The organism is Pseudomonas segetis (assembly GCF_900188155.1).
Taxonomy (GTDB): Bacteria; Pseudomonadota; Gammaproteobacteria; order Pseudomonadales; family Pseudomonadaceae; genus Aquipseudomonas; species Aquipseudomonas segetis.
Genome location: NZ_FZOG01000009.1, coordinates 79502 through 99980, shown reverse-complemented (window position 1 = coordinate 99980; position 20479 = coordinate 79502). Strand labels below are relative to the sequence as shown.

At 56.9% G+C, this 20479-nt stretch carries 29 protein-coding genes and 2 other RNA genes; 2 read left to right on the top strand and 29 right to left on the bottom strand.

Annotated elements, in window-relative coordinates; translation table 11 throughout:
* Positions 1 to 28: 28 nt before the first annotated feature.
* From CHB79_RS20945 to CHB79_RS20810, 29 genes are all read right to left on the bottom strand, one after another.
* Positions 29 to 478 carry a hypothetical protein gene (locus tag CHB79_RS20945; protein ID WP_089361326.1) on the bottom strand — a complete coding sequence of 150 codons (450 nt, stop codon included), beginning with the start codon at positions 476 to 478 and terminating at the stop codon, positions 29 to 31.
* A 3-nt stretch (positions 479 to 481) separates the two neighbouring features.
* Complete coding sequence (locus CHB79_RS20940; protein WP_176443238.1) at positions 482 to 1483, bottom strand: phage protease; 1002 nt, start codon at positions 1481 to 1483, stop codon at positions 482 to 484.
* A gap of 304 nt (positions 1484 to 1787) precedes the next feature.
* Entirely contained in the window at positions 1788 to 2237 is a 450-nt protein-coding gene (locus tag CHB79_RS20935) for a phage virion morphogenesis protein (RefSeq protein WP_089361324.1), read from the bottom strand.
* An 88-nt stretch (positions 2238 to 2325) separates the two neighbouring features.
* Positions 2326 to 3570 (bottom strand): phage minor head protein, encoded by a 1245-nt coding sequence (locus CHB79_RS20930; RefSeq protein WP_089361323.1) that lies wholly within the window; start codon positions 3568 to 3570, stop codon positions 2326 to 2328.
* Positions 3560 to 5152 (bottom strand): DUF935 domain-containing protein, encoded by a 1593-nt coding sequence (locus CHB79_RS20925; protein WP_089361322.1) that lies wholly within the window; start codon positions 5150 to 5152, stop codon positions 3560 to 3562. The genes CHB79_RS20930 and CHB79_RS20925 overlap by 11 nt, the downstream gene beginning before the upstream one ends.
* Positions 5146 to 6837 (bottom strand): hypothetical protein, encoded by a 1692-nt coding sequence (locus CHB79_RS20920; protein WP_217898877.1) that lies wholly within the window; start codon positions 6835 to 6837, stop codon positions 5146 to 5148. Before CHB79_RS20920 ends, CHB79_RS20925 begins: the two co-directional genes overlap by 7 nt.
* A gap of 2 nt (positions 6838 to 6839) precedes the next feature.
* Complete coding sequence (locus CHB79_RS20915; protein WP_089361321.1) at positions 6840 to 7358, bottom strand: DUF3486 family protein; 519 nt, start codon at positions 7356 to 7358, stop codon at positions 6840 to 6842.
* Between the two features lies 1 nt (position 7359).
* A complete protein-coding gene (locus CHB79_RS20910) occupies positions 7360 to 7671 on the bottom strand; it encodes a hypothetical protein (protein WP_089361320.1) in 312 nt (103 codons plus the stop codon).
* Positions 7664 to 8053 (bottom strand): hypothetical protein, encoded by a 390-nt coding sequence (locus tag CHB79_RS20905; RefSeq protein ID WP_089361319.1) that lies wholly within the window; start codon positions 8051 to 8053, stop codon positions 7664 to 7666. Before CHB79_RS20905 ends, CHB79_RS20910 begins: the two co-directional genes overlap by 8 nt.
* Complete coding sequence (locus tag CHB79_RS20900; protein WP_089361318.1) at positions 8053 to 8673, bottom strand: hypothetical protein; 621 nt, start codon at positions 8671 to 8673, stop codon at positions 8053 to 8055. Before CHB79_RS20900 ends, CHB79_RS20905 begins: the two co-directional genes overlap by 1 nt.
* Positions 8670 to 9206: a lysozyme gene (locus CHB79_RS20895; RefSeq protein ID WP_089361317.1), complete on the bottom strand. Its 537-nt coding sequence runs from the start codon at positions 9204 to 9206 to the stop codon at positions 8670 to 8672. The genes CHB79_RS20900 and CHB79_RS20895 overlap by 4 nt, the downstream gene beginning before the upstream one ends.
* Complete coding sequence (locus CHB79_RS20890; protein ID WP_089361316.1) at positions 9203 to 9529, bottom strand: hypothetical protein; 327 nt, start codon at positions 9527 to 9529, stop codon at positions 9203 to 9205. The genes CHB79_RS20895 and CHB79_RS20890 overlap by 4 nt, the downstream gene beginning before the upstream one ends.
* 164 nt (positions 9530 to 9693) lie before the next feature.
* The gene (locus CHB79_RS20885; RefSeq protein WP_089361315.1) at positions 9694 to 10098 is read right to left on the bottom strand and encodes a Mor transcription activator family protein; all 405 of its coding nucleotides are present in this window, start codon (positions 10096 to 10098) and stop codon (positions 9694 to 9696) included.
* Entirely contained in the window at positions 10095 to 10496 is a 402-nt protein-coding gene (locus CHB79_RS20880; protein WP_089361314.1) for a gp16 family protein, read from the bottom strand. The genes CHB79_RS20885 and CHB79_RS20880 overlap by 4 nt, the downstream gene beginning before the upstream one ends.
* Positions 10493 to 10774: a hypothetical protein gene (locus tag CHB79_RS21970; RefSeq protein WP_141133446.1), complete on the bottom strand. Its 282-nt coding sequence runs from the start codon at positions 10772 to 10774 to the stop codon at positions 10493 to 10495. The genes CHB79_RS20880 and CHB79_RS21970 overlap by 4 nt, the downstream gene beginning before the upstream one ends.
* Positions 10774 to 10842: hammerhead ribozyme type II (locus CHB79_RS20875), an RNA gene on the bottom strand. Before CHB79_RS20875 ends, CHB79_RS21970 begins: the two co-directional genes overlap by 1 nt.
* A complete protein-coding gene (locus tag CHB79_RS20870; protein ID WP_089361313.1) occupies positions 10841 to 11509 on the bottom strand; it encodes a DUF2786 domain-containing protein in 669 nt (222 codons plus the stop codon). The genes CHB79_RS20875 and CHB79_RS20870 overlap by 2 nt, the downstream gene beginning before the upstream one ends.
* Before the next feature lie 5 nt (positions 11510 to 11514).
* Positions 11515 to 11585, bottom strand: an RNA gene (locus CHB79_RS20865) — hammerhead ribozyme type II.
* A complete protein-coding gene (locus CHB79_RS20860; RefSeq protein ID WP_089361312.1) occupies positions 11584 to 11883 on the bottom strand; it encodes an HU family DNA-binding protein in 300 nt (99 codons plus the stop codon). Before CHB79_RS20860 ends, CHB79_RS20865 begins: the two co-directional genes overlap by 2 nt.
* 14 nt (positions 11884 to 11897) lie before the next feature.
* On the bottom strand, positions 11898 to 12146 hold the full coding sequence (locus CHB79_RS20855; RefSeq protein WP_089361311.1) for a hypothetical protein: 249 nt from the start codon (positions 12144 to 12146) through the stop codon (positions 11898 to 11900).
* Positions 12147 to 12155: 9 nt separating this feature from the next.
* Positions 12156 to 12653, bottom strand: a complete 498-nt coding sequence (locus CHB79_RS20850; RefSeq protein ID WP_089361310.1) for a hypothetical protein — start codon at positions 12651 to 12653, stop codon at positions 12156 to 12158.
* 1 nt (position 12654) lies between these two features.
* The gene (locus tag CHB79_RS20845) at positions 12655 to 13290 is read right to left on the bottom strand and encodes a DUF3164 family protein (RefSeq protein ID WP_089361309.1); all 636 of its coding nucleotides are present in this window, start codon (positions 13288 to 13290) and stop codon (positions 12655 to 12657) included.
* Between the two features lie 9 nt (positions 13291 to 13299).
* The gene (locus CHB79_RS20840; RefSeq protein WP_089361308.1) at positions 13300 to 13620 is read right to left on the bottom strand and encodes a hypothetical protein; all 321 of its coding nucleotides are present in this window, start codon (positions 13618 to 13620) and stop codon (positions 13300 to 13302) included.
* The gene (locus CHB79_RS20835; RefSeq protein ID WP_089361307.1) at positions 13604 to 13993 is read right to left on the bottom strand and encodes a hypothetical protein; all 390 of its coding nucleotides are present in this window, start codon (positions 13991 to 13993) and stop codon (positions 13604 to 13606) included. Before CHB79_RS20835 ends, CHB79_RS20840 begins: the two co-directional genes overlap by 17 nt.
* Positions 13990 to 14592 (bottom strand): hypothetical protein, encoded by a 603-nt coding sequence (locus CHB79_RS20830; protein WP_089361306.1) that lies wholly within the window; start codon positions 14590 to 14592, stop codon positions 13990 to 13992. The genes CHB79_RS20835 and CHB79_RS20830 overlap by 4 nt, the downstream gene beginning before the upstream one ends.
* Positions 14592 to 15314, bottom strand: coding sequence for an AAA family ATPase (locus CHB79_RS20825; RefSeq protein ID WP_089361305.1), 723 nt, complete (start codon positions 15312 to 15314; stop codon positions 14592 to 14594). The genes CHB79_RS20830 and CHB79_RS20825 overlap by 1 nt, the downstream gene beginning before the upstream one ends.
* A 17-nt stretch (positions 15315 to 15331) precedes the next feature.
* Positions 15332 to 17380 (bottom strand): DNA-binding protein, encoded by a 2049-nt coding sequence (locus tag CHB79_RS20820; RefSeq protein ID WP_089361359.1) that lies wholly within the window; start codon positions 17378 to 17380, stop codon positions 15332 to 15334.
* Positions 17381 to 17394: 14 nt separating this feature from the next.
* Complete coding sequence (locus tag CHB79_RS20815; RefSeq protein WP_089361304.1) at positions 17395 to 17832, bottom strand: hypothetical protein; 438 nt, start codon at positions 17830 to 17832, stop codon at positions 17395 to 17397.
* A gap of 2 nt (positions 17833 to 17834) precedes the next feature.
* The gene (locus CHB79_RS20810; RefSeq protein ID WP_089361303.1) at positions 17835 to 18173 is read right to left on the bottom strand and encodes a helix-turn-helix domain-containing protein; all 339 of its coding nucleotides are present in this window, start codon (positions 18171 to 18173) and stop codon (positions 17835 to 17837) included.
* Between the two features lie 159 nt (positions 18174 to 18332).
* Between CHB79_RS20810 and CHB79_RS20805 the strand changes: the two genes are divergently transcribed.
* Together CHB79_RS20805 and CHB79_RS20800 are read left to right on the top strand one after the other, a co-directional pair.
* On the top strand, positions 18333 to 19025 hold the full coding sequence (locus CHB79_RS20805) for a LexA family transcriptional regulator (RefSeq protein ID WP_089361302.1): 693 nt from the start codon (positions 18333 to 18335) through the stop codon (positions 19023 to 19025).
* Between the two features lie 378 nt (positions 19026 to 19403).
* The gene (locus CHB79_RS20800) at positions 19404 to 20204 is read left to right on the top strand and encodes a phosphatase PAP2 family protein (RefSeq protein WP_089361301.1); all 801 of its coding nucleotides are present in this window, start codon (positions 19404 to 19406) and stop codon (positions 20202 to 20204) included.
* Positions 20205 to 20479 lie beyond the last annotated feature (275 nt).

The window sequence follows — 20479 nt, the reverse complement described above, 5'->3', positions numbered from 1 at the left end:
CGTGGGTCAACAAATAGAAAGTGGTGGCTTATCCAGCCGCCGCGTCAGCCAGCAGCACGCCACTGGTAGGGTCGATCAGTACCCAGACGCCAACGTCATCGACATGGTCGACAATCCCGGCAACTGAGCGCGTACCGGCGCCATCGGTCTTGGCAACCGTCTGGTTGTCGACGATGTAACAGCGCTGACCGGTCTCAGCCGCAGTGATGGCGTCTGCATCAGCACTGTTTTCCAAGCGGGCAAAACCGCGTAGCACTTGCGCCATCTGCTCGCCTTCAGCGCCGATGCGGTTGTCCACCTGGTGCTCGAAAATACCGACGGCAATTAGGCCGACACCGGTCTCGCCTGGCTTAACTGCGCCTGATGCTTCGATCACTGCGATGGTTCCGGCGAGGCACAGGACAGCAGCGGCGACCGGATAGCCGCGACGGTGCCCGGCTACGCTTGGGGTGTTGCGATTTTGGGTTGTGGCGACCATGGGTCATTCCTCTACGGGGTTGTGTTTGCGGTAGTCCGCTGGGGAGATTCCGGTTGCACGGCAGACGGCAAGTTCGGGCTCGCTGAGCTTGTCGCCTTTCTTGTCGGCATCGTCTGGCTTACGAGTGTCAGTGGTTTGGGAGCCACGAAGCGCCGCGACCGGTGGGGCGTCTTTCAGGTGGGCTTTGCATGCCGCAACGCCTTGTTCCCGCAGCCAATCTGCCGTCGCCTTGCCCGGAATACGGCCATCCTTGAGACCTTCTTCGATGAGCGCGTCCAACTGCGCCACATCACTACCGGCGCGCAGGGCTGCAAGCTGGGTGCCTTGTTCCTGGAACACAGCGAGCGGCACAAACTGGCCCATGTCAGGCTTAGCGGCCTTGGTGGCGGCTACGGTCGCAGCGTCTTGGGCCGCTGCGATAGCTTGTTCAGCACCGTCGGCCGTAGTTTTCAGCTTGTTAATGGCTTCGGCGATCTGTTCGTCGGTGGCGTCAGCAGACAGCCCCAGAAGCTTGATCAGTTTTTCACGATCCACGGTGTCTTCCTCTCGGGTAGGGTCATAGGTGCCACTGCCCAGGCGGGCCGCAGCAAGGGCGGGAATAGCGGTATCGATTGCCGGATTGTTGGTCAGCCCGACATGCAACAGATCGAGTACGTCGCCGGTCTTGGGGTCGTAAGGGAAAACCGGGGACAAGTAGCGGTACTCATCCGCATCAATTGCCGCCTGGGCGCGAGCCTTCCAGTCAATCCGCCCGTAAAGGCCGTCGTCGCGCCACTGAAGTGAGGTGCGGTCGATCCAGCCGGACGCGGGAGCTGGCTCGCCGTTCTGCTCGGTTAGGAGGGTCTGGTGCTCGTAGTCGATGACGATATCGGTGCTGCGGGCGGCAGCACGCTGGATAATCGACTGGGCAGCGGCGGCACCCAGAAACCAAGGGCCACTGCCAGCCAAAGCCCCGCGTGGCGCCTCAAAGCGGCCCGCAGGAATCAGGCGAGTCAAACCGTCCACACTCGCCACTTTTAGGGCAAGGGAGCAGGCTGCGACTGGATAAGGGGTTTTCGTTTTCATGCGGCCATATTGCGTGGCAGACGAAAACGCTTGGGTTTCAAGGATTTTTATATATTCGGGGTGGGCCAGAATTGCCCGGAGGAGCCATCAAGGTTATCAGATTGCGCAGGACTCAGGCTCTCGCGCACGTCGCGCATGCGCCTGTGAGTGAATCTAACGGTGGTCTAACGCGCCTTGCAACGCAAAGCTACACCGATGTTGCGCGCCGCACCTGAAAACGTCGCCAACGCGGTCACAGACAAGATCAATTAACGGCACCGGCCAGATGCTCCTGCAGAATTTCCAGTAACACCTGTTCGTCACCACCAGACAGACCCAAATAGGGGCGCGCGGGGATATCCCCCCACAAGTGAGGGTAAGCGGCCTTCAGGCCGCCATTCTGCTGCATACCGGCGTAAACCAAGCTGCTGCCCCAGGACAAGCGAGTACCGTCGATTCGGTAGTGGATTTCGTTGGACAGCCTACGACTTTCACCAATCAACGAATCATCGCGGCCCTTACCGTCGATGGTGACCTGGGCGTTGCCCTTCCACTGGGTGCCATCCGGAGCCGTCTTTGTGGCAAACCGACGCTTGGTCGATTCGATGAAGTACTCGCCCAGGTCAGCTTGCACAGGACGCAAATCATGCGCACGTCGAACCAACTCGGCCAACGCCGCGGCCACTCGGCTGTCATCTACCTGAACTTCAATCATCGGTTATACTCCAGCTTGGCCCCGAGCACCGCACCGTCATGCTCATACCATGAAACGCCTAGGGCGTTAGGACGAGGGCGGGGCCACATCATTTCCGCACCCGCACATAGAACGTCTGCAATACCAGCATCTTGCGCTTGCGACGCACCTCGAACACTGCCACGTAGGTTTCGTTATCTACCGTCATTTCCCGGCGAACCAGTGGCGAATTGGTGGACTCTGACAGGCCAGCATCAATCAGCGGGCCAGCATCATTAAGCAATTTAGGCAGTATGGCGTAGTCCTCTGCGGTGACTGGCCGCTGCCCCCTTGAATGCTCGCTCTTACCGCCATGTTTTCTCTGCACATGGCGCACTGCCGACACGTCCAGGGCGTAGTCGTAACCATCTACAGCAATATCCTTGATCTGGTGCACTTGCCCCACATCACCGGCCGTCAGCAGACCCATGGTTCGATACGCTGGCAACTGATCCGGGTTGTCTCCGCGCAGTACGCGCTGCGCATAGCGCCTGGAATCGTCGGCGACACTTGGCAAGGCTCGATAGCTTTTCGCCAGTTGGTCACGCAGTAACTCGGGCACGCCTGTCATATAGGCCTTGGCGATCTCATACGGCCATGCTCGGGACTTTTCGGCCATATGGGTTACGGTCTGGGCTACACGGGCACCTGGTTGATAATCCCAGCCTTCATCGATGCCCGGAGCATCATCAGCGTCCCAACCGTCCAAAATCTGTTTATCTGGGTCACCGCCAAGACGACGTGCTCCAGCTGCAGAACGCGCACCGATTACGTAGCACTGACAGCCCCACCCGTTGGGCGGATAGTATCGCTTCCAGAATGGGTGCTTGGCAGGCAGAGTTAGGCCGTCAAGTTTCTGGTGCTCCGGTCTTGGATTGCGCACCGAGTCATTGTGTTTGTAGACCCAGAAATCGAACCCGCCATCGTGCAGTTGTGCCAAACGTCCTGCTGAATAGCTGGTCATGGCATTGGTTTGATAGATAGTGCGGGTGCGCCAACGTTCGCCAGCTCGAGTGCCTTCACCTGTCCAGCCGTGCCAGCCGTTACGCTCGACGATGGAGCGAAAGTCTTTGCGGAAATCGCCAAGGCCGCGCCCCTCACTTACTGCTCGATCCACCGCCACGGCCAAATCGGTCAATAAATCGGCCTTGGCAGCGCCCGCAACCATGAAACCGGTGTCATGTGCGTCTCGCTTAATATCGTCCCAGCGTGCGGTCGGCACCAGATTGCCCAGCTTGTTGCGGAAGAAGGCCACTTGCTCGGCGAATGGTTGACCCAACACCGGCCGCAAGGTCGGCTGGCCGTTATCTGCCATTGCTGCTCTCCGAAACGTCCTCGATGTCGCTGCGACCGGCCAGATCGGCAACCGACAAGCCGTCACCGAGCAGCTCGGCCAGCTTGTCTTCGTCAAGATCATCTTGGGCGGCTAACAGCATCTTCCGGAACTCTTCCAATGAGCTGGCTGCTTCCAACATAGCCTCAATCCGCTCCAACCAACCCGCGATGTGCGGGTCACCCTCACGGGCAAGCCGGGCGGCAATGGCATCGGCTGGCGTTGCCGGGCCTTTACTCTGGCGCAGCGCAGCTAAAGGTCTGGCCGGTTGTTGGCGCAGCATGGCAGTCATTGGCGCTTGGGGCGCGGGCCGCAATACCTCATCATCTTTGCCAGCTTTAGGGATGCCCGTTTTTTCATGCAGCCACCAGGTTGGAATGTTAGCGCCCATGTCGACAAACACCGGTAAGGTTGTGGCCAGAGCCTGCAAATCTTCGGTCTCGCCCATGTCCAGAACAAACCGGGGCGCTCGGTTAGCATGGGTAATACCAAAATTGAGCGCCGCCATAGGCCATAGAATCGACTTGCGAATGCTGCTGCAGTATTGGCGCACGTCTGAACGGATCAAACTGGTCTGGCCCCGCTCATGGACGTTGCCCAAGGCGTTAGTGTTGGTGCCTTCGCCCGTACCGCTGGTCAGCGTGCCACCTAAAATCACTCGGGACTTACTGCGCTCGCACCAGTTCATCATCGCCAGGTACACGTCGCTGCGACCTTGCGCGGCCTCCAGAAACTCGATGGCCATACCCTCGGGAACGATACCTGCGGCATCTTTACCCATGCTCACAACAGCCCGTAACAGCGTGGCTTTCTCTTTATCGGTCGCGTTTTTAGGATATTTTCCCAAGCGCGCAGGCATGCCGTAGATCTCCAGCAACTGTGCCAGATCACCCAGCGCATAGTTTTGGAACAGATACGGCCAGGCCAACATGCGGTGCAAACCTGAGCGGGCAACATAACCGGGCCGTGCTCGATGCCGGTGATCAACCCAACCCAATGGCCACAGCTCGGCACCCGTGGCGCTCATGTCGCGCAGAGTCAGCACGTTTTGATCGTCTGGGTGCAAGCGAAACCAGCTATGCGGGCGCAGGGTTGGTTGTTCGATGTAGCGGATAGCGCCGTCACGCTGCCAGTTCAACTCTAGGTTCGCCCAACCATGCCCCAGACCCGAGCCGAGATCGAGCACCAAGTCCTCGACCTCCATAGCCGAAAACACCTCATTAGCATGCTCGGTTGCCTTCTTTTCTTGGGCCGTGGCGTTATCCGGCGCGATGATTTGCCATTCCAACTCGGCGGCTAACTGGCGGCGCTTGAGCAGGTCTGCGCCAATTTGCGGGTCTTTCTCTTCCATGTCCTCGAATAAGTCGGACTGCGCCTGCAGGTCACCTTGCTCAGCGGCTTCTAGGATCTGATACAACCGCCCAGGTGTCAGCCCCTTGCTCGGGTGTTCGGCAAACTCACGCTTGAGTTGGCCGATACGGGCCTGATCATCAGTCTGCTGCTCACTGAGTGCAGCCGTATCGCCGCCAAACAACGACTTGATCATGCCTTTGATATTTACCATGCACCGCCTCCAAAACCATCACCAGTGTCGTCTTCGTCCGCGCCATCAGAGCTTGAGAACGCTCTGGAACGCGAAGCTGACGTAAATTCGCTAACCCAATCGCCGACGTGATTGAGAGCTGCAAAGTTCATCAAAGCTCCCGCAATAGCACCGTCGCCATGTCGCACTAACTCGGCGTCTTTAAGGTCTTTTCGCTCGATCCTTGGCACCATCGGTATACCGTCAATGAACTCGACAGCACGGTGATCGTCTTCCAATGAGGCATCTCGAGGCAGCGTGATAAAGCCGTCCTCAAATAATGAGATGTACTTGCCCATCCATTCGCCGTACCAAGGGCGTGACAACGTCACTTCGTGCACTGGGCCACCCATCCAGCGACCTTTTGCTTCATCCCACTCGGCCCGGCCGTAACGATCACCGGTGTACTCCATAAGGGTTTGGCCAGGGCCTGTAGCATCGCCAGCGAATGTCCAGTTATTAAGCGTGTCGAGCAACGCCCACAGGATCTGCTCTTGCTGGCGAGTCGGCGCGTTAGCCAGTTCAATCAGAAATGGCACGTCACGCCGCAACTCCTGAGTGATTCGACTAGGCTTGATGACCGAGAAGTGGCGGTGACGGGCGAAGTCCATGCCGATTGCCCAGCGGCCGCTGAAGTTTTTGGTAGCCTCTTCCAGTACGGGAAGCAGCTGTAATGCGATCCAGGTAGCACACCATGTGTCACGTTCGGCCTCGGGCCGCTTGGGAAATTCGTCATCAAAGACGATACGCAGCACAGGTCGATTTTCGGGCATTGCACGCTCAATCCATACACCCGGAATCGCTGAGCCTTCACCGTCACGCGGAATAACGTCTAATTCTTCACGCATGGCTGCTTTACGCGGGCCGTAAGCAGCACGAATGGCCTCATACCATTCCTTTTTTGCCTCCTCGGTCGGCGTGGTACCGCGCATGAAACAGACCCGCTCGAACAGACCGTTGGCCACCGCATCATCAAACCCAATGCGAATTACCTTCGCACGCTTACCGTAGCGACCTGCGCGCACGTCCTGAACGAACTGATTAAAAGGATTTTTCTTGCCCCGGTGAGTAGACCAGATACGAATACGACCGCCCCAGATCAACAGCGCAGTTGCTGACTCCAGCACGTGGCCAACATTTTTATGCAATGCCGCCTCGTCGATACTTACCAGGCCTTGCAAGCCATGAATATTCTCGGGCCTAGACGACAAGGCGGTGACTCGGTACCCGCTTGCGAAGCGAACTCGAAAAGCTTGGATGTTACGGCTGCTGCCGTCTTCAAGTTGGTCAATAAAGATATGCTGCTCGACCATGGTTGCTTGGCCACGGGCAACGATTTGGGCGAACTTGGCAACGTAACCAATATATTCGAGACCTTTTTCCCGCGTATCTGCCATGTACCAGATATTGTCACCACCGGCCTCTTTGGCTGATGCGGCTGTGATTGTGTCGGTCATAGCTTGGGCAAAGGTAATTCCGGTACGGCGTCCTTTTTCGCAAACAGCGATGTCGAGATCCTGTTGCATGGAAATCCACTCGCTCTGATGTGCCATAAGCACACCCTTGGCAAGTGGATTAAAATCAGCAGGAATTGAACGGACGCTTTCTGGCAACTCGTCCCAATCGACTAGCCGCTCGGTATCAGAAAGTGGTGCGGGAACCCCCATGGTTACATTCCCTTCAGGACTTGTTCGCGCCAGAAACTGGCTTCTTCGGCATTGAGTCCCCGTGCAACAGCAGCCGCATCGATACGGTCTGCGGCTTCCTGCAGAGCTGCCCGACGGACTTCTACCTCCGCCGCCCATTTCTTCTGCACAACACTCGCACGGCCTAGCTCGGCCACAGCCTTGGCCACCTTGGGGAGATCGATCTTGCCGTCCTCACTCATCAGCAGCTTGAACAGATGTTCCTGCACCAAGCGCATCAATGCTTCGTTGACAGACCCTTCATCATCTGGAGCGGCTGTCACAATGGCTTTGGCCTGTTCACTGGCCATTTTTAAAGCGGATAGGCGTTCCTCGAAGCCTTGGCCATAGCTATGCAGAGCAGACTTGCCAATGCTGTAACCGCGCTCGGCCAGCTCGGTAGAAAGCAGTTCGTAGCCTGAGAAGTTATTCTCGACCAACGCTTGATCGAGCCAAGCTTTGACTTCACTAGGTAAAGCGGTGACCTTGCTGCGCGGCGGCATATCAAGTGCTCCAATACTTTTCCGGGCGGGCAATACCGGGGCGGCAATCCACGGTGTACTCGGCAATATCGACGCCGTAATGAGTCAGGCCGCACACCCAGTGGCCGCTCGGCTGCTTGTTCAGCGTGACCAGGCTGCGGTCAGCCATGTAGTCCAGCTCGCGGCGTAATTCCAATAGCGTGCAATCTGGATAAATACCCTGAATCGTCGACAGCACTACGGCTTCGTGCGGATCGACTGGGCGGGATGTATTGAGGGTGAGCAGCAAATACCAGCGAAGCGACTCGCGGCGCGCCTTGGCGGGGTCAATCATGTCGCACTCCTTTGAGCAAAATGTTCTCAAACTTCAGGGCCAATCCATCAAGCTTGGCCTCGATCACCGATTGCCCGCGCACCCAGTCCTCGCGGCGCACGTACTCCAGCGGCAGCTCAGCCTGAAAGCGCATAAAGTTGCGCTCCAACTGGGCCAGTGATTCCGCGTCCTTATCCTGACGCTTGAGCACTTTTTCGAAGCTTTCCTCCCAATGTTTGGTCGCGGCTTTACGGGCCTGATCTTGGGCGGTGAAGCGCTGATCTAAGCGTTTTTCAAACTGAGCGAGCAGCAATTTGACCAACCCAAACACAAGGCCGGTAAAGATCGAAAGCAGGGAAATTGCCCACCCGATCACTTCTGTGAGGTCAAGCGGCAAAGGCATCACGGGGTTCCTTGTACGACGTCGATTAGAGCGTCCAACTGAGCCGCTGTGCTTTTGCACTGTTCGGCATAGCGGACGTGGTGGGCCAAGAGAGCGGTCGAGCCGATGCCTGAATCGAGTTGCTCAATGGCTCGGCTTTCGGCGCTTTGCGTAACAGCTCCGCTGGAATCGACGGGGCTGGGCAGGATGGCTCCAGTCGCTTGGTCGTAGACCCGCACCCAGCCACGAGTGAGCACACAAGCAGGCAAAGGCTCCGGCTCAGCATCGAGCGCCTTGCGATAGAGGTCGTTAACACGGGCTATCTCCCCAATGAGTTGGTCGGTGGTTTTACGATACGTGCGGCGCTGGTTGGCAAGATCTACGGTCAATTTGTCGTTTTGGGCTTGCACTTGTTGCAGGCGTTTTGCGGCATCTTTGGCACTGGCCTCGGCAGTCTTGGCGCGCTCCAGTTCCTGCGCTTGGTGATCACCGCGCAGTTTTTCCAGTGCAAGCGCGCCCTCGGCCTTGGCTTGACTGAAACCATCGTCGAATGCTGCCGACTCCAAATAGTTGACCCACACGACGAAGCTCAATAGCAGCGCCAGAGGGAAAAACGGGCGTAGGTAGTCAATCCACTTCATTGGGGCAGCCCTCTTTTGCAGAGTTGAACCTCGGTTAAGCGGCGCCTATGCAGGCCGCGCACAAAACGTTTGCCGCCCTGACCGTCAGATACATAGGCCCAAACAGGCTTGCCGTTGTTGCCCCATGCCAGAGCGTCACAACCTTCTGCCACCCGTCCCGTATTGATCAGACCGACCGCCCGGCTCGCACAGGTATTAGGGTTCCCAACGTTGTGGCCATGGCTGCTCAGGGCGTCGAATGTGTTCTGGGTAATACTGGGGTTGCTGATGCAGTCAGCGAGCTTGAGTTGGCCCTTGCTGACCACAAGCTGCTCGACCTCAGCGCAGCGTTCGTCCGACCAGTAGTCGCCGATCACAACGGGGTAAGGGCTTGTGTAATTGGTGATGCCTTTACAAACCGTCGGCATATTTGCAGCCAGTTTGTCCGGGTAAACCGTGCTCTGGCCTTCACCCTCCCAAGTGCCTAGAAAGGTCATTAGACCCGCGCTGGCAAGTACCAGCGTGCCACCTGCAATGCGCGCTCTCAGGCTCATGCCGCCCCCTTGCCGATAGCCGCACGGAGTTTGGCCAAGTGTGCATTGCCTACTTCGGGCGCCGAGCGACGGTAGTCGATGGGCTGGGGCTGATCTTCACGGCGCGGAGCAGCTGGGGGCTTCTGCTGAGAAAGTTGGGCGCGACCAGAACGGTGTTGGCGGTAGGCAACAACCTTGTTGAAAGCCGTTTTGACGTGCTCTTCGACCAAGCTGCGCCACTCTTGTGGGCAGCGCTCCATCAACAGCTTGCGCCGGTCGAGCGAAGGCTCGGCCAGAATGGCCGCCGCATAGTCTCGGGGAGTTGTGGGCTGGTTGGAAGACATGCTGTCAGGCTCCAATGATCTTGAGCACTGACGATACTGAGTGAGGAGGTACGGCTGGGATTAAAGCCCTTTTATGAAAAAGGCCCACCATTTGGCGGGCCTTCGAAAATCAGGGGGCAATCTATTCAACGCCGGATACCGGCTCATGTAAAGCACCGATCCGCCTAGAATAGCGAAGGCTGCGAGCGTTTGCGGTGCAGCGCCCGTTGCTCAGCCAGAATCGAATACACCCGCGTGACGGTCAGGTCGTAGTCCGAGGCCAACGTCTCAACGGTGTTCTGCCCGCCGTGGCGCTGCCAGATATCGCGGTCACGCAGAGCACGATCCAGCGCATCACCTTTGGGGACGTATATCAATCGACCACCGGCAAGGCGCGAAAGTGCCCGCACGGTTACAAGTGCGCGCTTACGTGCTGTGGCCTCATCATCGCCCGCACGACGGTGAGCGGCTTCAATCACCTCGACCATATCGGCCAAGGCTTGCGGCCACTTGGAGCGGATTTCGGGATCTTGCATGTGCTCCAGGGCATCGGTCGGCATCTCATCGCCGAACAGGTCACTATGGCTCATACCGTTCTCCCATTGCGTTTCGCGTTATAGGTCAAGGCGGCGACCAAACGGCGTAACTGGTCGGAGTCGCACCACTCAACGCGTTCAACCTTGAACATGCGTTTCGCCATTGCATCGGCATACGCCCAGGGGCGATCGGCATCGGCCAACTGCGCTTCTATCTTGCCTATCAGTGCTTTTCGATCCACCGCTGGCTTGGGCGCAGCGCGACCCGATCGCTTCGCCGCAGTAGGCTTGAACCCCAAGCGCTCAAACTCAGCCAGCACGGCGCCAATCTGGCGCGGATTCAACTCTTTGGCTGACCGCACGCCAGCCACTCGCGCAAGCAAGGCACGATAAGTTTCATCATCAAGACCCAACTGTGACTTGGCGATGTGAATTTTAGCCAGGCTACTCATACAGGACTCCTCAGGTTCATAGCTTTTCGGAATGCTGTAGGGCTGCGCCGGGCAATACTCGCCACATGGCGAATTGCCCGCGTTACGGCTTCGTCTTGTTCTTCGAATCCACCTGCTAGAGTGATGCATTCGATATCGGCCGCTATTCCAGCGCCTATCTTGATCTTGAATTTACGTTCGCCAATGACTTCACGGCGCTTACGTTCACGCGCACGACGCCGTGCTGACCGCTCACGGGCCAGGCGTCTTTTGCGCTCTGTTTTTGTTTCAGTTGTCATATTGGCTGCTCATCAGTACCGGGCAACCACACCCGGCAGACCACGCCCTGGTGGGCGTAGTTTCGCTTAGTGAAGTGCCAGAGTTTCTTCGCCCTTAACACCATGGTTCAGGCGAACATCACTCGCGGCGGCAATGCCGTGCATGGCGTCTTTGACATTGCGCTGGGTCAAGCCCTTGCTGCTGTTGCGCTCGGTTGCTTTTCCTGTCTCAAGCTCGGGATGGTTCTTGGCGATGTATGCATTTACTGCTGCGGATGGCTCACCGCCCGCAAACTCAATTACCTTTTTGTGTACTGTGTATGCCCATGCATCACAAAACACATCCGCACGCTTGGTTTTGGTCGCAGCCTTGCAGCGGGTTAAGTTGGCCGCAATGTAGTCACGTCGTGCCTGGCGCACTTGGCGCAGTAGCAGGGTCATGGTGTAGCTGGCTACCTCGGCCATCTCACCGATAAAGCGGTATTCGCCAACGCCTGCCATGAATAGGAAGCTGCAGCTATATGCACGGCTAACGATGGCAGCGAGCTTTACTTCCCATGCAACCGGACGATTCTTTGCACCGCTGCGGGTAGCGCATTCCTGCACCTCGGATGCCAACACATCGTCTTCTTCAAGCTGGAATTTCTCCATCAAGGCGCGGGCCTGACGCATTGCAGCAGCTGCCTCATGGGGATTACTGCTTGCGGCCATACGCAAACATTTCTTGATCTTCTCTAACGCTTTCTTGTGATCCATATCGTCCTCGGCTGCTCATCAGTACCCAGCAACCACGCTGGGCAGACCAACCCGGCAAGCCGGGCTGGTTTCGCTTAGATTTCGTTGATGGTTTCTTCCAGCACCTTGCTGACAGTCAGTTTCACTGTCGTCTTGGCCGGGATATCAATCGGTGCTCCGGTGGCAGGATTACGACCAGTACGGGCAACGCGCTGGATTGTCTTGAGCTTGCCAATGCCCGGCAAAGGCAGCTCACCACCGGCCTTGATGGTGCGAGCAGCAACCACCGAGTAGCGCATCAACACAGCATCTACTTGGGTTTTACTAATGGGAGTACCCGAGGCACCAAGCTCTTGAGTGATGGTGTCGATGAGGGCTTGTTTAGTCAGATTCATGGTATTGCTCCGTTTTAATGCAGGGTGGGTTTTGAATCGGTTGTAGGGTCTTGCGCGGCGTTACTGCGTTCTGCCTCGCACTTAGGGCACGGACAGTTGCCGTGTTTGGAGGCCGCACGAGCAGCGCTGATAACGACATCGGGCACCAAGCGCATCAACGCCTTGGCCACGAAAAAAGCGGTGGTCTTATCTTGTCGAGCGCCTTCCATGCCCACGCTTACTGCGCCGGATTCGTCCGAAATAGTGATGGTGTATTTGCCCATTGGGGCCTCCTAACGCTGGCGTTTAAAGATGATGTGGAAGTCACGCGCCACCTGACGCGCATGTTTTTCTGTGATCCCGATAATGTCTGCGGCCGTGCTAGGTGATGCGCCCAGAGCAGCCTGGGCCATCAAACGGGCGGCGATCTGCTGCGCAGTAAGCTCGGCGCGTGGTGTTTTAGGTTCGACGATACGACCCTCTACCCGGAGCGGTTGAAGCACCTCGGCCATCACTGGCGGCTTGACCGACACAGCAGAAGGTTTCGGCATAGGTTTGGCCTGTACTTGTTCGGTCTCAGGTTTGACGAACAGGTGCGAATAGACTGGCGTCGAAGCTGGATTAATAACGAACGGCAGCAGCTCGTCGCGCATCTGGTGACCGACTTGCTTTACTTTTCCACCCTTGGCCAGAAACGCCTCGGTGGCCAGCTCAAGCCGCAGGCGCTCGGCGTCTTGCTCGGTCGAGTGCAGCGGCAGCGGGTCGTTGCGGGTATCGTGATAGCGTTGCATATCACGCCTCCGGTAGCGCAATAGATGCGATATCAAGGCTTACCGGACGGTATTGGTCGGTATCTCCAATACGCTCATAGATACGCAGGTACTCTTTCGAGCTGGTCACCTGGCACGCCTCTCCGATGGCTGTCATCGCTCGCTGCCAGCGTTCGTCTGCAATTTCCAAACGGCGCAGGGCCAAGACGCGAGCGGTACGGATTTCACCTTTGGTGTCAGTACGGAACGCATCATTTACCAGGGTGACGACCTCTGGCCTGGCGCCCTCGATCCACTCGGCCAGGCATTCGTCGATCAGTGAGCGAGCAGCCTGCAGGCGTTCGTCAAAGCTAATGCTGTCTTGCACGGCAATCTGCAGCTTGTACCGGCCGTCAAAACTCAACAGGGTTACATTGCCCTTTTTGCCGCCGACCTTGGCTCCGTACTCTTCAAAGCTCATTTCAATAAAGGCACGCACATCGCCAAAAGCAGCGGCCTTAAAGTCAGCTAACTGACTATTCAACTTACTGGCACGGCCAACCAACTGCTGCACAAGGCGATCGCGCTCCCAGTCTATGGGCTTGATCATGGCTTCGTGTACGAGGCGACCTTGGGCATCGGAGCGGTAACCCGCTGGAACTTGTATTTGTGTATTCATGGCGATTACTCAGTGGGTAATTTGATCGGCGTACTCGGCCGGACGGTGGTGGCTGATCGGCTCGCGCCATTCCAAGGTCACGCCGTGGAACTGCGCGGTGTAGAGAGTGCTGCCAGCCGTTGGCATACGGGTCAGGCCTACAACCTTGCGTTGCACCACAAGGCGGCGACCGTGCTCGTGATCGATCACCAAGCGGTTACCACCAAGGTCGATGCAGCGCAGGCGGATCTGCTGCGCCTGTAAGTCTCGGCATACCTGGTTAAAGTTGGCGACCATTGCGCGGTGCGATGGGGTCAACACGTTGAACGGGCGTTCAATGGACGCGTGCATGGGGAGTCTCCTTTGTCGCGCAGTTGGGGTTGTTCGGGCAGCGCTGACAGGCAAGCCAGCACTGCATAGCCATCGGGTTATGGGTTGGGGCTTGGCGTTCGCGGTAGCTTTGGCACTGCGGTGCGGTGACCGTCTCACCGATGGCCACGCACTCAATTTGGCTGAGTGCGTCAAGCACCCGGCGCTCTACTGCTGCGGTGCTGGGCGATGGATAACGGTTGGCCAGCGCTAGGGTTACGGCGCTGCGGCTCATACCAATGCGCTCACCGGCCAACGTGCGGTTGCTTTGCTCAACCTCACGGGCCAGCAGGTTGATCCAAAGCGGCGGCTGATCACCCCAGCCAGATACATCAACACGGGCTGCCTGACTCATTGATCGACCTCCGCTGACTGGCTATAAACAACCGCACCAAGGTTCGGATCAAACACTTGGCCTATGCGCTGAATCATTGGCGGGCGCGGGCCGGTGTATTTACCTGGTACAAGTCGATAACGAGCCAAGCGCCCCGGTTTACCTTTACTTACCTCTTGTACGTAGCCCGCACGGTGCAGCCATTTTAGGTAGGAGCGCGCAGTCCAGCGGGCGGTACTGACGACGACAGAGGCTTGCTGCGCCAGTTCGTCGGCGTCAACCTCGCCAAGAATGCGCAGGGTGCGCCACATGGCCTCGGTGCCTTTACCAGCGGTAATGGGCTTACCTTTGCGGGTGATGCTTGGCGCTTCGGCACCTACGTCTTTAATCAGACGCAGCTCTTGCGTCTCGAACTGCCCGCCGCTGAGTACCTCTACATATTTGCCGTTGATCAGGGCTTGCAGGTAACTGCGCACGGTTTCGTCATGGCAGTTGGCATGGCGAGCAACAACGTAGGCGCTGAAGCCCTGCGCGTTGGCCCGGATCGCTTCCCAGATACGCTGGCGGTTACCTTTTCCGCCCTGCATTTCAAGGTGGATCTGCTTGCGACCTGCAGCCATTAGCGGTCCCTCCGTACTGGGGCCTGGCCTGTGAACCAGCCGCGATTACCCCAAGTAGCCAAATCGATGGCATCCAGACACAGGGCCTGAGACTCACTGTGTACTCGGTGAAGGTTCACGGCGATGCGACGCAGACAGCCACGGGTTGCCTTGCGCAAGTCATCGAGCAAATCATCTGCCATGTGTTGGCTTGGGTAGACGCTGCGTGCCAACTGCTGCACATCATCCAGAGTGGCTGGCTGTGCTGGCACCCACTCAAGCACCCGGTTATGCAAACGTTCCAGCTTGCCCAAAGTGCTCGGCACACGCTCTTCACCGATCAATATGATGGTGCCCAGACTGGCGTTGTAGAGATCGGTCAATATATTGGCCACGCTCTTATCCAGTAGGTACTGCACGTCATCAACGATTAGCGGGCGGCCGCTAAGGCTGAGTTGCTCGGCAACCTGATCAACCATCTCTGACAAAGTACGAGCTGGAGTAATGGCCATCTCACGCAAGATGGCGAGCAGGAAAGCTTTTTTGCTCCAAGTGTCGCGGCATTCCACGTAGTAGGCGCGGTGCTGGTTGGCCGTGTGGGCTGCTGATACAGATTTACCCAAGCCGCTCGGCCCGTACATGACCACCAAACCGGGCAGGCCAATGGGGCGTTGCAATGCGCGGTCAACCGCTGCAGAGAGCAGACCGATATTGGTCAGGGGGACGATTTTAGAAACACTCATTGTTGTAGCTCCCAAGGTCAAGCGCGGGCCTGTTGTTCGCCCACGAAGTCATACATGCGTTTAATCGAGACATAGCTAGGGTGAGCCGGATAGCGGTCATGCCAGCGTGCTTCGTCATCAGAGAGGGATTCACCAGCCTGCAGGCGGGCATCAAGTTTCTGCCACAAGCGGTAACGGGCCATGTCATCACCAGGAACTTCGAAGGCTGGCGCGGCCTGGACTAATCGAGCGGTGAACTGTTGAGCTTCAAGCAGGCGATCTTGGTACACGGCATCGTCGGATGTTGGCCGCTCAACCACACGAACCTCGACCTCTTTACCTGTGAGCGTTTCGCCTTTGGTTCCGAGTCGGGCCAATTGGCCTTTAACGCGCTTGTCTTCGTCCCTCTCCAAGCGAGAGAAGACTTTTCGAGCATTGCCATCCAGCTTGGCTTCGCCAACGTGCTCACCCTCTAAAGTGAAGATGCCCACTTGCTTAGCGTCCCGATAATCCCAAGCAACCTTCACCTGTTCGCCGTGCAGTGCCACGAGTTCTTCTAGGTAGTAAATCCCGCCGTTAATGCGCACCTCACCACGATTGGTGCGTCGTACATCCTGCGGCCGGGTTAGCGACGTAGTGATGTCGAACGATGCCATTAGCGGTTCAAAGCCTTCGGCCAGCGCTCCCGCCCAAGCTTCGTTTGGAGTTTGGTGGCGTAATTTTCCTGTCTCCGGGTCACGTGCTTTCGGCAAGCTGCGATGTGGCGTGTCGTTGTATGCATCCAGCGCGCCTGCCAAGCGTGTCCAGAACTCAAATAGGGTCGGGATTTCTTTTGGCTGTTCGCCTGCTTTTAGGGCCTTACGCGTGATCCTGTGCACCCGTGTGCCCGAATGTTTGTCCATGTCTGCGCCGATATAGCTATCGAATTCTTTCGCCAGACGTACCAAAACAGATCGGTGTGAACGCTCGATAATGCCGCGAGCCTGTGAGTTATAAGGCAATGCATTGGTCATGGAGCCACCGAGGCGATCAATCACCTCGCGCACTTGGGCGTTGTCGAAACCAGATCCGTTATCGACATAGAACTCGCGGAACATGCCGCACCGGGAAATACCGCTGCACAACATGTCCAGCGTGGCCAGCGCTGACTCTGCCAAGTTGATGGCGTACCCAACGATGCGGCGAGTACGCCAGTCCAGGCATGTGGTGACCTCTGGCCTGAATGGCTTATTCGTCCGGGGGTCGAGTACTTCCGCGTCAAAGGCGTGACCGTCGGCCACCCACACATCGTTCGGCCACAGGTGGTCGCTGCTAAGGCGATTAAACCCTTTCAATGACTTCAATTCCTGCGGGCTCATACGGCCAACTTCGCGGGCCTCGGGGCTCAGCTTGGCAAGAAACCGACGCACCGCGTGAATGCTTGGGCAGCCCGGATATTCAGCACTGAATGCAGAGTAAGCCGCTTCTGCGCTTGGCTTTTGTGGGCGCTGGTAATGCCTGAGAAAGACAGGAGCCCAAGCGGGCATGCTCATGTCTGGCTTGCGGCGGGCCGGGGCCAGTGCAATTTCACCGTGCTTGCGAAAGTCCGACAGCCAGCGCTTGAGGGTGCGCTCGCTTAAGCTTCGGTCAGCAGTTTTACGATCATTGGCCCGCTCAACCTTATCGGTCAGATACGGGCTTAATTTTCCGTCACGTGCCAGGCCGACAAGAGTGATGATCGCCCGTTGTTGGCTGACCATTTGACTCATGCGCTCAAGTTCGCGAACGATCGAAACTCTTGCCCCCATCACCGAGCGCTGATCATCATTTAAGCGTGACGCGGAAATCGCATCACGCTTAGGCTCATTTAACGAATGAGTTACAACTTGAGTTTCGGCTTGACTGGGTTCTTCTTGCTGTACTAAACGGGCCAGTAGCCCTGTTTGTGTCTCAGCTGGCAGCACAGCAAAGTTATATTCGAGAGCTTTAGAGCCTATGCGCCGCTGGCCTTCCCAGGCTTCACGATCAGCCATCAACCTGACATTGCGATCAGTAGTCGGCATTCCGGGCAATCCTGCCAGCTCTTTAGCGGTGAACCACTTGTGCATGGTCGCCAGCTTTCTCATTGCTGCACACCCATCTGCCGTTTTAGTTCACGTGCCTTACGCGCCGATTCGTCGCGGGTGCGTTCTAAGCGACCCAACTCGGCAAGCAGCGCATCACGTCCATAGGCAACCCGGCCACCGCGCAAGCCAACCAGCCAATTGGTCAACAGGTGACTGGCGCACACCTCCTCAAGCAACGGCACTCTATATAAAGGAAGGTTGTGATCAGTCCGAGCGGGACTCGACCATGCGTCAAGCATGGCCTTACTCACGTCGTCACCCGAAAGGCGTGACATCCGTGCGGCCACTTCATAACGATCGTGCTCACTGCTTTTAAGCAGCTCACCGACCAGCTCGCTGATCTGCACTGAGTAGTTGCCTTGACCAGGAGCGGCCAACGTCGGCTGAGGAACTTCGAATAAATCGAAGGTTTTATCGTCTTTTCCGTGACGCATGTTCACACCTCCGCGCTGGCTATACGGTGCGAAACAGGAGAGTAACGGTTATCCTTGTCAGTGCTACGCTGTAAGGATTCCGCACGATTCGGACGCTGCCGCAGGGGGGTGTCGTCGTTGCTCCAACGCTCTGGCCACAATTGCATTGGGAACACGCCCAACTTTTTGGCAATAGCGCGTTCTATACGTGGGTACGGCGCGTGCTTCACTGCGCGAATAGCTCGGTCGGTAATACCGAGTTGGCGAGCCAGTTCGGCTGGCGAACAACCATGGATACGTAATTGGTACTTGATCCATTCCCAGCGCTGAGCTGGGTCTTTTGGCATTTCGGTGATGTTCATCGGTAACAACCATCTTGGCGGGTGGTTTTTTTAGGCTGTCTAACTGCCTGTTACGGATAAACATACGCTTAAAAAAATGTATGTCAAACAGAAAAAAGCGTATCCGATTCAATTTTATGAACTACTTGCTCGTATAAAAGAGCGGGGCTATATAAATCAATGACTTACATAGAATCGGACGAATCGGATGATCCTACTGCCAAACATCCGATTCCCCTTGGTGGAATCGGATGCTTCAAAGACAGGCTTAAAGAGATCATGTCCGGAGCTGGTGCGCGCGGATTTGCGCGGGCTAGCGGACTTTCTGAGGGGGCTATACGCAGTTATCTGAGTGGCGAGACGTTTCCAACTCTTGACCGCCTTGCTCAGATAGCCCAAGCAAACAACGTCGATCCAATGTGGCTAGCGTTTGGCGTCACCTCGATTATCGAAGACGACATATATGCCTATGTCCCCTTATACGATGCCCGTTGTAGTGCCGGTGATGGGGCCTGGAATGATCGCTGCAAGGTTTTGGTGCAGTTAGGATTTACCCGCTACAGCTTACGGAAAAAGGGCCTCTCTCCAAGCGACCTAGCGTGCTTGCGCGTGGATGGAGACTCAATGACGGGCCTGCTTGAAGATGGCGACACGGTGATGATCGACCAGAGCCGCAACACCCTAGAGGGTGAGGGTGTCTATGTTGTGCTTCTCGATGATCATCTCTATGCCAAGCGCCTGCAGCGCCAGTTCGACGGCTCAGTTCTGATCATCAGCCACAACAAGGAGTACCAACCCATGACAGTTCCCAAGGATCGCCTGGCCGAGCTACAAATTGTCGGTCGCGTAGTCTGGGCTGGCGGCTGGGTATAAGTGCCAAAGAGCCCGCAAAAAGCGGGCTCTTCATGAAATTCGTGTTTGCAAGTCTTTGGCACAACTTGCTAGCGATCCTCGCGATACAAGCCCCGCGATCCGGGGTCTTCCGTTTTCCCCCGGTTTCTTCCGGCCCACTTCCCCCTGTGCCAATACTCCCGTTAACTCACAGCTATTGCACAGCCCGCCGCAACCCTTCACTTTCGCGCCAAATGCCCCTGCCAGCAGAATGCCAAGCCTGTTCTGCTTCCGCCTGCGATGGCGCAAAACCTGTCCCAAAAGCCTGCCAGCGCTGATGACAAAGTTGTTTCAAGGCGTTATAAAGCCCCGCTACGCGCCCCAAGGAAGTGGCGCAACCGCATGTAACCTGGAGCTTTTATGGCCGATCAGACCCTCTTTCACGCCAAGTGGAGTATCCGCAGGCTGTTGCTGTGCAACCTTATAGCCTTAGGGCTTCTTGGCGTCTGGGTCTGGCCGACCGGCCAGGCACTGTTCAACCAGTTTGATACCTGGTTTTTTCATCTTCTTAATCGTCCGCTTGGACACAATGTGGTGTGGCTGCATATCTGGACGGTCGCCAGCCTGCGGCCTTTCGATGTGTTGGTCGGCTTGATCCTGCTGGCGCTGCTGATCAAGGGAGACTGGGTGCTCAAGGCTGCGCAGGTGCGGGCAGCGATGTTTGGATTTGTTTCGATCCTGATCCTGTTGTTGATTATCCGCACGCTGTTTTCCAAATGGCTTGACCATTCCGGCCTTCAGCATGACAGCCCCTCCATGGTGCTTGAAGGCGCAGTGCATTTGAGTGACATTTTTCCGACTCTGGAAAAAACCTGGGAACTCAAGGATCGCTCCAGCCAGAGCTTTCCGGGCGACCATGCTTCGGTGCTGCTCATTTGGGCAATGTTCTTGTCAGTGTTCAGCCGCACACTGCTGCAGCGTGTGTTGATCTGGGGACTGGCACTGCTGTTTATGCTGCCACGGTTGGTCGCAGGAGCTCACTGGGGCCAGGACGATTACATCGGCGGCCTGTTAATCGCATTTCTCGCCCTGGGCTGGGGCTATTACACGCCATTTGCAGCCATTGCCAGCAGCCTGTGGCTTAAAGCCACCGCGCCCATTTTCCGCTTGCTTGCGAAAATACCAGTCATCAACCGCATGAGCCTGGTGCGCGAGGCGTAACAGGCTTGTCCATATCCAGCCCAGGCCCGATCGAGTATTTCGTGTAGGGACTTACAACAAGCCCCGGTCATTGGCTGCAAAACCGTACTGATTTCCCTCCCGCAGACTAAAGCGACTGCCTCGCCGCTGCGGGGTCTATGTACTGGAAATCCAAGGGTCTTTCCACCGAGTGAAAGGCCTAGTCCAGGCCTGTTCCTGGGTAAGTTGTTATTACGCCCCGCCCCTGTCCTCTGCCTATTACTTGCTAGTCCCTACCGATCATCCTCCACGGCCCA

Coding starts and splice junctions, on each gene's coding strand:
- CHB79_RS20935 (WP_089361324.1), bottom strand. CDS start 2,237: ATGATTGAAGTTCAGGTAGATGACAGCCGAGTGGCCGCGGCGTTGGCC.
- CHB79_RS20925 (WP_089361322.1), bottom strand. CDS start 5,152: ATGGTAAATATCAAAGGCATGATCAAGTCGTTGTTTGGCGGCGATACG.
- CHB79_RS20810 (WP_089361303.1), bottom strand. CDS start 18,173: ATGAACATCACCGAAATGCCAAAAGACCCAGCTCAGCGCTGGGAATGG.
- CHB79_RS20880 (WP_089361314.1), bottom strand. CDS start 10,496: ATGAGTAGCCTGGCTAAAATTCACATCGCCAAGTCACAGTTGGGTCTT.
- CHB79_RS20855 (WP_089361311.1), bottom strand. CDS start 12,146: ATGGGCAAATACACCATCACTATTTCGGACGAATCCGGCGCAGTAAGC.
- CHB79_RS20890 (WP_089361316.1), bottom strand. CDS start 9,529: ATGTCTTCCAACCAGCCCACAACTCCCCGAGACTATGCGGCGGCCATT.
- CHB79_RS20905 (WP_089361319.1), bottom strand. CDS start 8,053: ATGCCTTTGCCGCTTGACCTCACAGAAGTGATCGGGTGGGCAATTTCC.
- CHB79_RS20870 (WP_089361313.1), bottom strand. CDS start 11,509: ATGGATCACAAGAAAGCGTTAGAGAAGATCAAGAAATGTTTGCGTATG.
- CHB79_RS20825 (WP_089361305.1), bottom strand. CDS start 15,314: ATGAGTGTTTCTAAAATCGTCCCCCTGACCAATATCGGTCTGCTCTCT.
- CHB79_RS20895 (WP_089361317.1), bottom strand. CDS start 9,206: ATGAGCCTGAGAGCGCGCATTGCAGGTGGCACGCTGGTACTTGCCAGC.
- CHB79_RS20910 (WP_089361320.1), bottom strand. CDS start 7,671: ATGATTGACCCCGCCAAGGCGCGCCGCGAGTCGCTTCGCTGGTATTTG.
- CHB79_RS20945 (WP_089361326.1), bottom strand. CDS start 478: ATGGTCGCCACAACCCAAAATCGCAACACCCCAAGCGTAGCCGGGCAC.
- CHB79_RS20930 (WP_089361323.1), bottom strand. CDS start 3,570: ATGGCAGATAACGGCCAGCCGACCTTGCGGCCGGTGTTGGGTCAACCA.
- CHB79_RS20850 (WP_089361310.1), bottom strand. CDS start 12,653: ATGCAACGCTATCACGATACCCGCAACGACCCGCTGCCGCTGCACTCG.
- CHB79_RS20820 (WP_089361359.1), bottom strand. CDS start 17,380: ATGCACAAGTGGTTCACCGCTAAAGAGCTGGCAGGATTGCCCGGAATG.
- CHB79_RS21970 (WP_141133446.1), bottom strand. CDS start 10,774: ATGACAACTGAAACAAAAACAGAGCGCAAAAGACGCCTGGCCCGTGAG.
- CHB79_RS20830 (WP_089361306.1), bottom strand. CDS start 14,592: ATGGCTGCAGGTCGCAAGCAGATCCACCTTGAAATGCAGGGCGGAAAA.
- CHB79_RS20835 (WP_089361307.1), bottom strand. CDS start 13,993: ATGAGTCAGGCAGCCCGTGTTGATGTATCTGGCTGGGGTGATCAGCCG.
- CHB79_RS20915 (WP_089361321.1), bottom strand. CDS start 7,358: ATGCCGCCGCGCAGCAAGGTCACCGCTTTACCTAGTGAAGTCAAAGCT.
- CHB79_RS20860 (WP_089361312.1), bottom strand. CDS start 11,883: ATGAATCTGACTAAACAAGCCCTCATCGACACCATCACTCAAGAGCTT.
- CHB79_RS20840 (WP_089361308.1), bottom strand. CDS start 13,620: ATGCACGCGTCCATTGAACGCCCGTTCAACGTGTTGACCCCATCGCAC.
- CHB79_RS20920 (WP_217898877.1), bottom strand. CDS start 6,837: ATGGGGGTTCCCGCACCACTTTCTGATACCGAGCGGCTAGTCGATTGG.
- CHB79_RS20815 (WP_089361304.1), bottom strand. CDS start 17,832: ATGCGTCACGGAAAAGACGATAAAACCTTCGATTTATTCGAAGTTCCT.
- CHB79_RS20800 (WP_089361301.1), top strand. CDS start 19,404: ATGGCCGATCAGACCCTCTTTCACGCCAAGTGGAGTATCCGCAGGCTG.
- CHB79_RS20845 (WP_089361309.1), bottom strand. CDS start 13,290: ATGAATACACAAATACAAGTTCCAGCGGGTTACCGCTCCGATGCCCAA.
- CHB79_RS20805 (WP_089361302.1), top strand. CDS start 18,333: ATGACTTACATAGAATCGGACGAATCGGATGATCCTACTGCCAAACAT.
- CHB79_RS20885 (WP_089361315.1), bottom strand. CDS start 10,098: ATGAGCCATAGTGACCTGTTCGGCGATGAGATGCCGACCGATGCCCTG.
- CHB79_RS20900 (WP_089361318.1), bottom strand. CDS start 8,673: ATGAAGTGGATTGACTACCTACGCCCGTTTTTCCCTCTGGCGCTGCTA.